This is a genomic window from Novimethylophilus kurashikiensis (genome assembly GCF_003112435.1).
Classification (GTDB): domain Bacteria; phylum Pseudomonadota; class Gammaproteobacteria; order Burkholderiales; family Methylophilaceae; genus Novimethylophilus; species Novimethylophilus kurashikiensis.
In genome coordinates, this window is sequence record NZ_BDOQ01000019.1 from 37,415 (window position 1) to 50,137 (window position 12,723).

Below are 12,723 nucleotides of genomic sequence, written 5' to 3' on the forward strand. Positions count from 1 at the left end.
GCTAGAACTGGATGGTGATCACGGCGCTCACCTGCCTGTCGTTGATGAAGCTGTCCTTGGGGCGGGTTTCGACCCCGTAGTAGGATTGCCGCACGGTGCGCAGGAGATTCATGCCTTCCAGCGTTAGCGTGATTTGTTTCGACATACGATAAGACGCGGAGGCGTCCAGCCAACCATAGCTCTTCATGTAAATGGGCGTTGGTCCGATACCGGCCAGTGTAGTCACATCCATTAGGGATTTGTCCCGCCAGGAGTAGGCCACGCGGACCGAGAGAGGCCCTTTCTCGTACATGCCGATCAGGTTATAACTGTTTCGAGAAATATTCTGTAAGGGCATGTCCTTATCAAGCAGCTTGTTGTGCGTGCCGCTGTCGATATAGGTGTAGTTGAATTGCAAGCCCAACCCGCTTAGCCAACCGGGCAGAAAATCGTAGAACTGTTGATAGCCGAGCTCTGCGCCGGCGATGTCGGCTACATTGGTGTTATAAGGACGCGTGACCTGATAAAGATGGTTGTTCCATATTTCGGGACGAGACGTGGTCGCCAGGAAACCGTCGACGCGCTTAGTAAAACCGGTGAGGTAGACCGAGGTGCTGGGATTGAAATACTTTTCCAGGGCGATGTCGAAACTGTTCGACCGGATAGGACGCAGGAAGGGGTTGCCCGCGCTGCCTGTACTCGAGCTGTTGTCCAACGACAACGAAGGCGATAGCTGATTAAAATCTGGCCGGGTGAGCGATTTTGAAGCAGCGGTCCTCAGGTAGAGGCCTGATCCTAGATCGTAACGCAGATTGAAGCTGGGCAATGTGTCGGTATAAGCGCTGGACGTGTCCAATGGGGAATAGATGCCGGCGCTCTGAGTGCTGAAACCTTGTGTCTCTTCATCGGTGTGAACGATGCGGACCCCGGCATTGCCATCTAGGCGGGATATTTTGAACGTACCCATCAGATAGCCGGAACTTGTTTTTTCCGTCATCGTCCAGGTGCCCAATGGGTTGCTGGTGGGAAGGTTGGGATGAAGACCTAACGCGTTCAACAAACCGTTAGTGTCGCGGCTGATATTGCCCGTGAGGTAGTTTCCGACTCCATCAGAACCTGGGAAAAAATTACCGTAAGGATTCGGGGCAGTAGAGCCTGCTGTGGCCGGAGCTGTGTAGACAATAGGTGTGATAATCAGCCCAGGCGCGTCGGTGGCGGAGCGTTCTGCATAGCGCAAGCCTGCGGAAAGTACATCCAGCCATCCTTTCGAGAACTGATACTCAGCGTCTAATTGGGCGGCTTTTAAATCGCCGTCGAAGGGACGGGTTCGGTAGCTGAGTCCAGCAAAAGTATAGGTGGCAGGATTGAGTAGATCTGTTCCCGAGGCATTGAGGTCGGACGCCCTCGATGTGGAAAGCGACTGCTGGAGATGCGCTGTCGTGCCGTTCAACACAGAGCCAAGGTAAAACAGGTGATTGAAGCTTTTGGTATAGCTGAGATCGGTCTTGAGCGTAAGGGCTTTTTCCGTCCAGCTGCCACCGACCGCTACCTGACTGGTGCGGTCTATGGTATCGCGGGCAAATCCCTGGGTTGAAATGGCAACGTTTGTCCAGTCGATGCTCTGGAGATCGTTGGTGCCCGGGAATGCTGTCGGTGTTCCGGAAAAAGTGGTCGGAGAGGTGTTGTCCTTGGTGTAGAACTGGTACGCCTGTTGCCGCGTACGGAACTCGGTGTAGTTCGCTTCTGCGTAAAGATCAAGCTTTTCAGTCGGCTGCCATTGCAGCACGATATTGGCGTTGTTGCGGCTTCGTGTACCCGTGCTTGTGGACTCGAGAATGGAAGTGGGGACATTGAAGGTGCCTGCCAGCGTGGATCTGGATGCGTATTTTCCCAACGATGCCTGGTCTTCCCGCCATGCGCGCTCCTGGTGGGCCAGGTTAACGAGCGCGCCGAACTCGCCTTCTCCCGGTGTGCCCCAGCGGTCGCTGGCGAGGATAGAAAACTGCTGTTTAGTTTTATCGATGAGATCGCCCTGGAGTGCGCGTCCGGAGATGACGACCTCGCGTCCTTCGAAATCAAACGGTCGATGGGTGCGTAGATCTACCATGCCGCCGATACCGCCTTCGATATGTTCGGCCGATGAGGTTTTGTAGACGTTGATGGCCGAAATCATTTCCGACGGAAAATCGGAAAAATCGAGGTTACGCCCGCTGCCTGCGGTAAACACTTCGCGCCCGTTCAACAGGGTTTCGACCTGCGATAACCCGCGGATAGTGATCTGGGTTGTCTCCCCGCGGTCTCGGTTGATCTGTATGCCGGGGATGCGCTGTAGCGCCTCGCCCACGCCGATATCAGGCAATTTATGAATTTCGTCGGCGACGACGGCATCGACGATGTCGAGGTTTTCCTGGCGGATTTGCTGGGATGTGATGTGACTCGCGCGCTGGCCGACGACGTCGACTGACGGAATGGTCAATGCAGCAGTCTCACTGGCCGAATTTTCAGCACAATCGCTTCCGGTGCAGATGGCTGAATTATGTTCTTGTTGCGTCTGTGATCCTGGATTGGCGCCTTGCGCCAGACATGGCATCAAGGCGAGAAGTGCTCCTACCCACCATGAACAGTTCATGGCCCCTCCGGTTGTCTTGTTCCGCTGTGCATTGGATTTCTTTTTTTAAGTATCGACGCGGGATAAGGCATCAGTTTATCCCCATATATCAATTAGTTTAAGAGGGAATTAACAAGGGGACTATTGGGAACGTTGTCTGCATGAGCTTGTGTGCGGAAGCGGACAGATGAGATTCAGCGACCGGCGTTTTATATGACGCATGATGAGAGCGCTATTAAACATTCAGTCTACGGCAATGCGTGGGCGATGCAGAAAGCGGTCAGGTTCGGTATTCGGTTGGATGCTGAGCATCGGATTTTCTTGTGGGCTGTTTCTGATGTTGAGCTCCTGTGCCAGCGTTCCGGACGCGGATGAGGTTATCGAGCAGTCCAATCCGCCCAATAACGTACGCATCATGGGAACGCATGGTCCTTTGTCAGCAAAGCAGAGCGCAGCCGTCCTCGGCAAGCTGAGCAACGACGGCAAGGTCGTGAGTTCCTTGGAACGTCACCTCGCTATCGAGCAGGCCGTCGCTGAAAGCCCGCTGATTGCCGGAAACGGTACCCAGTTATTGCAGGATGGCCCGGCGACATTCAAGGCGATTTTTCAGGCTGCACGGGCTGCCAAGGACCACATCAACCTCGAATACTATATTTTTCAGGATGTGGCCTACGAGGGGACCAAGCTGAGTGAGCTGCTTACGCAGAAAATAAGGGAGGGTGTGCAGGTCAATTTGATCTACGACAGCATCGGTTCCATCGATACCCCCTCCGAATTCTTTACCCGTTTACGCCAAGCCGGGGCCAAGGTGGTGGAGTTCAACCCAGTCAATCCGCTAAAGGCGAACAGCCGCTATTCCATCAACGACCGCGATCATCGCAAGATATTCATCGTGGATGGACGTTTGGCGATCGTCGGCGGTATCAATCTCAGCGTGGATTACCAAAGCGCGCCCTTCGAGGGCAAGTCCAAGGAAAAGACCGAAGGCGGGGCTGTAAGTTGGCATGATACCGATCTACAACTGGAAGGACCGGTCGTCGCCCAATTGCAGAAACTGTTCGTCGATCACTGGGTGGAACAGGGTGGTCCTCAACTCGATACTCGTAATTTTTACCCGGACACGGGGCGCAAAGGCAACGAACTGGCGCGCGTGATTGGCAGTTCTCCGCATACTGCTGCCTCGCGATATTACGTTACCCTGATTTCCGCGATCCGCAACGCGGAAAAAAATGTCTCACTGACTGCCGCTTATTTCGTCCCGACGGATGAAGAAATGGAAGCCCTGACAAGCGCAGCCAAGCGAGGTGTGGATGTGCGTATCTTGCTGCCGCATTTGAGCGACGCCAAGAGTGCCTTGTTTATCCAGCGCTCCAACTACACCAATCTTCTCGAGGCTGGCGTCAAGATTTATGAATTACCCAATGTCATGCTGCATTCGAAAACGGCGGTGATCGACGGCGTATGGTCGGTCGTGGGGTCGTCCAATTTCGATCACCGCAGCGTGCTGTACAACGACGAGGTAGACGTTGTGATATTGGGCAGCGATACGGCCGATGCCTTGCAGAAAATGTTCGAAGAAGACCTCAAGCGTGCCGCCCAGATAAACCTTGCCGCCTGGAGCAAGCGCTCCCTGTGGGAGCGCTTGGGCGAAGTCGGAACGCGGATACTGCAAAAGCTGTTCTAGCACGTTCCTCAGGGCGAGGTCGGCTGGGAACTGCCGGAATTGCTTCCGGTTCCGCTCGTAGACGAGCCGGAGGTGGTCGAATCCGAAGGGCTGGAAGAGCTGTTGCTTGGCGGTGTACTGGTGTCGGGGCTGCCTGTCGAACTTGGCGGAGGCGTCGTCGAGGAGGATGCTCCGGGCGTTCCCGGCTCGCCCTGCGGCCCCGGTGTTCCCGGTTGACCTTGCGGCCCCGGCGGGCCTGCCGGACCTGGTTCGGCAGGTGTAGGCGGAACATTGACGACGGTCGGCTTGTCGCACGCGCTCAAGCCCAGTGCAGCCAGCAGCGCGGTCAGGTAAATGGAATTCTTCATCGTAGAGTCTCCTGCGGTAGAAAGACGAAATTGGGAAATTTCTCCAGCAGAACACTTAATCTAGCAACGGTCCATCCTCATCTCGGTGCGTTATCGCCCATTGGGCCTAGGTCTTTTTGCACCTGTTCTTGCTCCGTGTTCGCTAGCGTACATACAACACGGATCAGCTTAATCTAGGCTGAAGTTACCCAAAATCAAAGGAGCTAGCCATGTTGGAAACCATTGCCATCATACTCATCGTGTTGTGGATTCTAGGTTTGGTCACTTCCTACACCTTGGGCGGATTTATTCATATTTTGCTGGTGCTTGCGATTATCTCGCTGCTGATCCGGGTGATACGGGGACGAGGCGTGTAAGGAAGAGCGCGCGTTTATACGCCAATGGAGTTCCGTTGGCGTTTTTCCTAATCCATCCTTCCCAGCTTTTCGCTTGAGCTCCTCCATCAACACCTAGAATTTTCTCTTTTCTATTCCCTTTATATCTATCTTTAAAATTGGGCAAATGCCTACGATTTCAGATTTTTTGTATCGAAATTAAAAATTTTTACCGTGATAATTTAGGAGGATTCCTAGTCCAAGGAGAGCTCATTCCGCGTGGTTGGGGGTTGATTGGAATGATTGCCGTCAGGGAGGCCAAAAACTTTTGTATCGATGAGGCTCCCCGAAACACGGCATTAAGTCCGCTATAAGAACAGAAAGGAATTTAACGATCTCTCCCTGGCACCACTTAAAATTTTTGACATAACTTACTGATTTATGGGTAACAGAATGTAAACAGTGGTAAGGATTGCCCTACCAAGGTCAACCAATTTCCAATGGTGGCATCCAGGCGAATTCATTATGATTATCAACAAAAAACAAAGGGTTAAGAGTTTTGTGGCTTCTTTGTCGGTGCCTTTGCGACTTCCGATTTATTCCAACGTGAGCGCACCCAAGTCCAATCCTTTCTTAAAGTTGAATAACAAGAGCGCTACAGCGACGCTCGAACAGTGGATGTGTCAGAGCAATGAAGGGGATAGAGCCCACCAAGGTTAAGGTCCTGATCGCGGATGATCATGCGATCGTGCGGGAAGGGATGAAGCATCTGCTTGGATTTTCCGACAATATCGAGGTTGTCGGGGAGGCTGCCACCGGACTCGAAGCCCTAGACGCGGTAGCTCGCGGGGGCTTCGATCTGCTGTTGCTCGACCTGAATATGCCTGGGCTGGATGGCACCGAATTGATTGCCCGCATTCGGGCACGTAATCCGGCGCTGCCCATTCTCGTGGTCAGCATGCATAACGAATCTCAAACCGTCCGCCGCGCATTAAGGACAGGGGCTTCGGGCTATGTCGTCAAGGATTCCTCGCCCGAAACGTTGCTCACGGCCGTCGAGCAGGTCAGCAAAGGTCGTAATTTCATCGAGCCTTCTTTGGCCGAGCGCATGCTGTTCAACACGAGTTATTTCAACGCCGGACCGCTGCACGAAACCCTTATACCAAGGAGCTTTCAGAGCAGCTCAACCAGTTGTCGGAGACGGTACTGCATTCAAAGACACCATCCATGTCGCTGAGGCACTGGAGCGCGGCGACCTCACCCAGGTCGTCACCCGTGATTACCAAGGGGCCTTCGACCAGGTCAAGCAAAGCCTCAACAATACCGTGGCCAAGCTTTCCCAGGTGATTAACGAAGTCAGCAGTACCGCGACCAACATAGCTTCCGCATCGGAAGAAGTCTCAGCGACGGCACAGAGCATGTCTCAGGCCACCAACGAACAGGCTGCATCTGTTGAAGAAACCTCGGCCTCAGTCGAGCAAATGTCGGCGAGCATCACGCAGAACACCGAAAACGCCAAGGTACGACACGATACGGGCGATTCGCAAGGAAGCCCGTTACGCCGGACTGCCCATCATCGCGCTGACTGCCAAGGCCATGCCGGGGGACCGTGAGAAGTGCATCGAAGTCGGGGCCAACGATTACTACTCCAAGCCTGTGGATGTGGATCACCTGCTGGTCGCCATGTCTGCCTTGTTCCGGGATTAAGGCGGGAGTCAGGCATCGATGCCCTTGAAAGAAGCACGTGTCATGGAAATCGAATTCGATTTGTTCATGCAGGCGATTGCTTTGCGCCATGGCTACGATTTTCGGCATTACGCCAAGGCATCCATCAAACGTAGGGTACTGGCGCTGGCCCAGGCGGCCGGGTGTTCTACCGTCGCCGAACTGTTGCCGCGTATCTTGCACGAGGACGGGTTTCTCAAGTTTGCGTTGTCACATCTGTCCGTCCCGGTCACCGAGATGTTTCGCGACCCCCAAGTCATGAAGGCCCTGCGTGCCGAAGTATTGCCGCGATTGGCTAGTTTCCCCCGCATCAACATCTGGCTCGCAGGCTGTGCGACCGGGGAGGAAGCCGTGACGCTGGCGATCCTGCTCAAAGAAGAAGGTCTGCTTCACCGTGCGCAAATTTACGCCACCGACATCAACGATGTCGCTCTCGACAAGGCCGAATCCGGCATGTATTCGGAGGAAGTCGTTGAGCATGGGATCAGAAACTACATGTTGTCTGGCGGTACGGGGACGTTCAAGAGCAATTTCGAACGTAGCGGGACGGGATATCGGGTAAAGCCCGATATTCGCGAAAAGATCGCCTACGCCCACCACGATCTGGTGGGCGATGGCGTGTTTTGCGAGGTTTGCCTCGTGGTTTGCCGCAACGTACTGATTTATTTCGACCATGAATTGCAGAAGCGCGTCGTAACGCGCTTTATCGACAGCCTGGCGCGGGGCGGCCTGCTTTGCCTCGGTACACGCGAATCGTTGCAATCCGCCGGCGCTGCGGATTATTTCAAGGCCATCGATGCTGATTGCCGAATTTTCAAGAAAATGAATTGAGCCAGCATGAGCATGCCTTCCATTTCTGACGCCAGCAAACCGAAAATCCTCATTGTGGACGACGACCCGCGCAATTTGATTGCGCTGGAACGCCTGCTGCAAAAAGTCGATGCCGAGGTCATTGCTGCCAACAGCGGTAATAAGGCCCTGGCGATGACGCTGGACCATGACTTCGTGCTCATTTTGCTGGACGTGCACATGCCCGATATCGACGGCTACGAAGTTGCACATTTGTTGCAGGGCGAGGCGCGTACCAGCGGCATTCCGATCATTTTCCTCACTGCGGCCTATACCGACGATCATCATAAGCTCAAGGCATACGCGTCCGGCGCGGTGGATTACCTGGAAAAGCCGATCAACGACGTGGTGCTGCTATCCAAGGTGAGAGTGTTCCTCGAACTCCGCAAGAAGGAAGAATTGCAGGAGGTAATGGCGCGTCTCGCCGAGGTCAACCGCAAGCTTGAAGATGAGATCGAGCTGCGGCGCGGGAGCGAGGCGGCGCACCGTCAGCTTGCCGATACGGTATTCACTGCAGCGCGCGAAGGCATCATGATCACCGACGCCGAGCAACGTGTGATCGCCGTCAATCCGGCCTTGACTGCCATGAGCGGTTATAACTCGGCGGACGCAGTGGGGCAGCTCGATTTCATCCGCGATTGCAGCCGACACGATGAGGATTTCTGCGCCGCGCTCAATACGCAGTTGCTGAAATCCGATCATTGGCAAGGCGAGATCTGGTGCCGCAAGAAATGCGGCGAACCCTTTCTGGCCTGGTTCTCCATTTCTGCGATCCGCGAGTCTGGCGGCCATGTCGCCAAATACATTCACGTTATTACCGATATCACGCAGCGTAAGGACGATGAGCTTAAGCTTTGGCGACAAGCCAATTTCGATCCTTTGACTGGCCTGCCCAACCGCGTGCTGTTCCTGGAGCTTCTGTCCAATGCAGTGGCCGATTTGCGGCGCGAAGGCGGCAGCGTTGCCTTGATGTTTATCGATATCGACCGCTTCAAGCTCATCAACGATTCGCTAGGTCATGGCGTGGGCGACTTACTATTACAGGAAGTCGCTATCCGGTTGAAGGCGTGTCTGCGCGAAAACGACGTGGTGGCAAGGCTTTCCGGCGACGAGTTTACGGTGATCCTGAAGGGCGTGCACGATTCGGCCCACACCATACCTGTTGCCCAGGAAATCATTTCGGAAATGGCGAAGCCGTTCATCATCAACGGCAACGAGGTGTGCGTCGGTGCCAGCATCGGCATCAGCCTGTTGCCTCAGGATGCCGACAGCGCAAGCTCCCTGCTGCGTAACGCCGACATGGCGATGTATAGCGCAAAGGAGTCCGGACGCAGTGCCTTCGCTTTCTTTGCACGGCAGATGAACGAGAAGGTGCAGTCCGTGGTGCGGCTGAGCAACGACCTGCGCTACGCCATCGATCGCGACGAACTACAAGTCTATTACCAGCCTATCGTTGATGCCGACACGCTGGAAACCGTCGCGGCAGAGGCGCTGGTGCGTTGGCAGCATCCTCGCCTGGGACTGGTGTCGCCGGCAGATTTCATTCCCATCGCCGAAGATACCGGATTCATCGGGCCGCTGACTGAGTGGGTCGTGCAGCGGGCATGTCGCGACGCTGGACAATGGCGGCAAAAGAATGACCGCGAACTGCGCGTCTCCGTCAATCTGTCCAACCGCCATCGACATCTTGAAAACTGTGTCTCACTGGCGGCGGCCTCGCTGCAGCAAGCCGGCCTGCCACGGGAGGCGCTGACTTTCGAAATTACCGAAAGTTTTGCCATGGAAGACGTCGAGCGTCTGCAAGCGATTCGTGCCGGCGGAATCGGCCTTGCCATCGACGATTTCGGGACGGGGTATTCCTCGCTCAGCTACTTGCGGCGGTTGCCGGCGGATGTCCTCAAGATCGATCGCTCTTTCGTGAGTGAACTGGGAACGGATGCCGATGCCACCATGCTGGTCGGCTCCATTATCGCCATCGCCCACGGTCTCAGGATGCGGGTAGTCGCCGAGGGCGTGGAAACGCGGGAGCAATTGGCCTATCTGCAAGCCGCAGGATGTGACCTGCTGCAAGGTTATTTCTTCAGCAAGCCGTTACCCAATGCAGCATTCAACGATTTCCTCGATAGGCATTCCGTTTCGAGCGAAATTGATGGTGGAACAGTAAGGGGTTACGCTTGGTAATCCCGGTGTTTTATGGGCCGATTGGCGCCTAAGGCACCGGCTTATCATTGCGGTAACCAAACTCGGTCAGGTTCATAAATAAAGAAAAACAGGCGCATGACAAAAAAACAAAAACATCATCATGACGCGGGTCGACATCGGTCCGGGCTGGCTGGGCTGAGCATGAAACTATCGGATATCCGCATTGCGGGAAAATTATCCGGCTTGGTTCTGATTGCCTTGGCTGGCATCGCCTGGCTGGGATTCCTGGGGTATCTTCAGGTCAACAAGGTCTTTGTCTCGGCGAGCTACAGTACGGTGAACACTGTGCCGAGCTTGAGCACGCTGGATACATTGCGGGATAACTATCTTCATACCCGCATCTATATGAGCCAGCACATCCTCAACAATGCGCCTGAGACCAAGGCCGAGCTTGAGAAGAGCATCAAACGCCACCGCGAAGGCGTCAGGGCTTCCTTGAACAAATACGCGGCTTATGTTTCCGATGAGCAAGATAGACAATATCTTAAAGATACGGAAAACCTGTGGGCGGAATACGATGCCTCGATCGACCCCATGCTTGCGGAATCGAGGAAAGGCGAGGGCAACCAGGCGAGGGCTACCGAACTGCTGAATGAAAGCTGGTTGCTGGCCGAACTCATTGCGGAGCGCATCAACGCTCAAATTGACCTCAAGACGCAGCTTGGCAACAAGGGAACCGAAGAAGCAGCAGCGACCAAGGATACTGCACTTACCTGGTCCATTTTCATTGCCTTGCTGGAAATGGCCTTACTCGTCAGCGTAGCTTGGCTGATGGGCCGCAAGGGCATGGTGGATCCGATCAATGGCGTCGTTGAGGACTTGAAGAACCTGGCGGATGGCAGGCTGGATGTCACGGTGAGGGGGCACGAGCGGCGCGACGAGGTCGGCGATATCGCTCGTGCGGCTCAGGTTTTCAAGGAGTTTGCGCAGAAACTCAACGTGCAACACTGGGTCAAGAGCCAGGTGGCAGCGCTTTCAAGCGAGATACAGCCGATTCAAGGTTTGGAAGATTTTTCACAAACTGTGATCAGCAGAATGGTGCCTCTGCTGGAGGGAGGCGCCGCCGCCTTGTACGTTCTGGCCCCAGACAGCGGCCGATACGCGTTGATGGGACGCTGGGGGTTGAAAGAGGACGCTCAGCTTGCGACTTCGTATCTTCCTGGAGAGGGCTTGGTGGGGCAATGCGTGGTTGAAAAATCTCCCATCATGCTCAAGGAAGTGCCGGGGGATTACATTCGTATTTTTTCCGGCCTCGGCGAAGCCGTGCCGGACGTGATTCTGCTCACGCCTATTATTGCCAAAGGACGCGTGGTCGGCGTCATCGAAATAGCTTCTTTCCACCGGTTTACCGAGGCGCAACAAGCGCTGATCGACGAACTGCTCCCCGTGTTGGCGCTCAATCTCGAAATAATCGAGCGCAACAGAAACAGCCGAAAATAGTTGATCATCTCTTCAGCCAAAGCCGGAGGGTGCCTTGCCCAATCGATGCGTTGCAGATGAGAAGACCTTAAAGCTTGGGGATTTTCGGTGGAGCAGAGGCTTTGGCGAGTTCTGCCGAACGCCAGAGATACCAAGCTGCGATGCTGCGGTAAGGCCGCCAGGCTTCACCGATTTGTGCCAGTGCTTTCGGCTTGGGCTGTTCGTCCAACTGCTTCAGTACGCGCCAGCCTTCACGCACGCCGAAATCGTCTACCGGCAACACATCGGCGCGACCCAGCGTAAAAATCAGCAACATCTCTACCGTCCAGCGACCTACGCCTCGCAACTGCACCAGACGCTCGATCAATGCTTCGTCCGATAACGAGGCGGCTTCATATGAAGTCGGCACCAGGCTGTCGCGGGCTGCCGAGGCAATGCCCCGGATGGCGGTAATCTTGGATGCCGAGAAGCCGCAGCCTCTCAGTGCGCTATCCTCCAACGAGAGTAATGCTTCTGGATCGGGGAATCTCCCGTCGGGAAAGAGCATCAGCATGCGTCCCAGGATAGCTTCTGCCGCGCGGCTGTGGAGTTGCTGGTAGGCGATGGCTCGCACCAAGGCTTCATAGGGTTCGCGCTCGGTATGTGTCTTTAACATGCAAGGGCCGACCTTGGTAATCAATTCGGCCCAGTCAGAATCCAGGCCTGCCAGAAAACCTGCGGCCTCTGTCAGTACGGCTTCATCCATGAGTATGGCCTTCACTGGCAATCAAAGCTGCATAGCCGGCCTTGTAATCCGGATACTGCAATTCATAGCCGCTGGCTTGCATTAAACGATTGCTCAGTCGTTTGCCGCCAGCCACAGGCGGTAAGACAGGCATCGGTTCGGCAATGCCCAATTGATGGGCGATCCAGCTCAACACCTCGTGCTGCGGTGCGGGAGCGTTGTCGGTGACCACGTAGCAGGACTGGATTGCCTCGCCCTTGAGCACGCGGTCGATCAACATGGCGATGAAGGCTGCGGCATCGTCACGATGAATACGGTTGGTCCAGGTATTGGTGGATGGCCATTGATGCGGGGCGCGTGCCAACTTCAACATGCGGGTACGGCCTGGACCATAGATGCCGGACAGCCTAAGCACGGTGGCGGAAATGCCATGCAGCAAGCGTTCTGCCTCCAGCAAGCGTTCACCGCCGAAATCTGCCGGTTGGGCGGGTGATTCCTCGTCCAGCCAGCGCCCATCATCCACGCCATATACTCGCGTGCTGGAGATGAAAAAGACATGACGTGGCGGCGCAGTCTGCAAGGCCTGCAGCACATTACGCAGGCCTTCCGGGTAATGGCGGCGGTAGCTTTCGTCCGTCTGCGCGTCTGCTGCCACGGTATAGACCAGGATATCGGGCCGCAGATCCACTAGGCTGCGTAACGACTCTGGCAGGCCAACGTCGCCTTGAAGTGTGGCGATATCGGGCAAGGCCCGATTGCTGCGGCGTAGCCCTGTCACGCGGCAACCTGACGCAACTAGTCGTTGACCGAGTGCGGCGCCGAGATCGCCGCAACCGACGATGAGTACATGAGGTGAAGTCATGGCGATGAGT

Annotated in this window: 12 protein-coding genes; 8 read left to right on the plus strand and 4 right to left on the minus strand. The window is 55.2% G+C overall.

Annotation, left to right across the window (positions count from 1 at the left end; genetic code table 11):
- Nucleotide 1 precedes the first annotated feature (1 nt).
- Entirely contained in the window at nt 2–2,608 is a 2,607-nt protein-coding gene (locus NMK_RS15325; RefSeq protein ID WP_109016645.1) for a TonB-dependent receptor, read from the minus strand.
- A gap of 316 nt (nt 2,609–2,924) precedes the next feature.
- On the opposite strand from NMK_RS15325, the gene NMK_RS15330 reads away from it, so the two are divergent.
- Nucleotides 2,925–4,271: a phospholipase D-like domain-containing protein gene (locus NMK_RS15330; RefSeq protein WP_109016869.1), complete on the plus strand. Its 1,347-nt coding sequence runs from the start codon at nt 2,925–2,927 to the stop codon at nt 4,269–4,271.
- 8 nt (nt 4,272–4,279) lie between these two features.
- Here NMK_RS15330 and NMK_RS15335 read toward each other — a convergent pair whose 3' ends face one another.
- The gene (locus NMK_RS15335; RefSeq protein WP_109016646.1) at nt 4,280–4,618 is read right to left on the minus strand and encodes a hypothetical protein; all 339 of its coding nucleotides are present in this window, start codon (nt 4,616–4,618) and stop codon (nt 4,280–4,282) included.
- Nucleotides 4,619–4,827: 209 nt separating this feature from the next.
- Here NMK_RS15335 and NMK_RS15340 point away from each other — a divergent pair, with 209 nt between their 5' ends.
- The 7 genes from NMK_RS15340 to NMK_RS15365 all read left to right on the plus strand — a co-directional run bounded on the left by NMK_RS15340 (nt 4,828) and on the right by NMK_RS15365 (nt 11,148).
- Complete coding sequence (locus NMK_RS15340) at nt 4,828–4,974, plus strand: lmo0937 family membrane protein (RefSeq protein WP_109016647.1); 147 nt, start codon at nt 4,828–4,830, stop codon at nt 4,972–4,974.
- Nucleotides 4,975–5,623: 649 nt separating this feature from the next.
- A complete protein-coding gene (locus NMK_RS15345) occupies nt 5,624–6,169 on the plus strand; it encodes a response regulator (RefSeq protein WP_109016648.1) in 546 nt (181 codons plus the stop codon).
- An 88-nt stretch (nt 6,170–6,257) separates the two neighbouring features.
- Complete coding sequence (locus NMK_RS18810; RefSeq protein ID WP_370849012.1) at nt 6,258–6,545, plus strand: hypothetical protein; 288 nt, start codon at nt 6,258–6,260, stop codon at nt 6,543–6,545.
- Entirely contained in the window at nt 6,514–6,639 is a 126-nt protein-coding gene (locus NMK_RS19100; protein WP_370849007.1) for a hypothetical protein, read from the plus strand. The genes NMK_RS18810 and NMK_RS19100 overlap by 32 nt, the downstream gene beginning before the upstream one ends.
- Before the next feature lie 18 nt (nt 6,640–6,657).
- Nucleotides 6,658–7,488, plus strand: a complete 831-nt coding sequence (locus NMK_RS15355; protein ID WP_109016650.1) for a CheR family methyltransferase — start codon at nt 6,658–6,660, stop codon at nt 7,486–7,488.
- A gap of 6 nt (nt 7,489–7,494) precedes the next feature.
- Nucleotides 7,495–9,687 (plus strand): EAL domain-containing response regulator, encoded by a 2,193-nt coding sequence (locus tag NMK_RS15360; protein ID WP_109016651.1) that lies wholly within the window; start codon nt 7,495–7,497, stop codon nt 9,685–9,687.
- 96 nt (nt 9,688–9,783) lie between these two features.
- Nucleotides 9,784–11,148 (plus strand): MCP four helix bundle domain-containing protein, encoded by a 1,365-nt coding sequence (locus tag NMK_RS15365; RefSeq protein ID WP_109016652.1) that lies wholly within the window; start codon nt 9,784–9,786, stop codon nt 11,146–11,148.
- A 67-nt stretch (nt 11,149–11,215) separates the two neighbouring features.
- Here the strand turns inward: NMK_RS15365 and NMK_RS15370 are convergent, their stop codons facing one another.
- A complete protein-coding gene (locus tag NMK_RS15370) occupies nt 11,216–11,872 on the minus strand; it encodes a DNA-3-methyladenine glycosylase family protein (RefSeq protein ID WP_109016653.1) in 657 nt (218 codons plus the stop codon).
- Complete coding sequence (locus NMK_RS15375) at nt 11,865–12,713, minus strand: SDR family oxidoreductase (protein ID WP_109016654.1); 849 nt, start codon at nt 12,711–12,713, stop codon at nt 11,865–11,867. Before NMK_RS15375 ends, NMK_RS15370 begins: the two co-directional genes overlap by 8 nt.
- Nucleotides 12,714–12,723 lie beyond the last annotated feature (10 nt).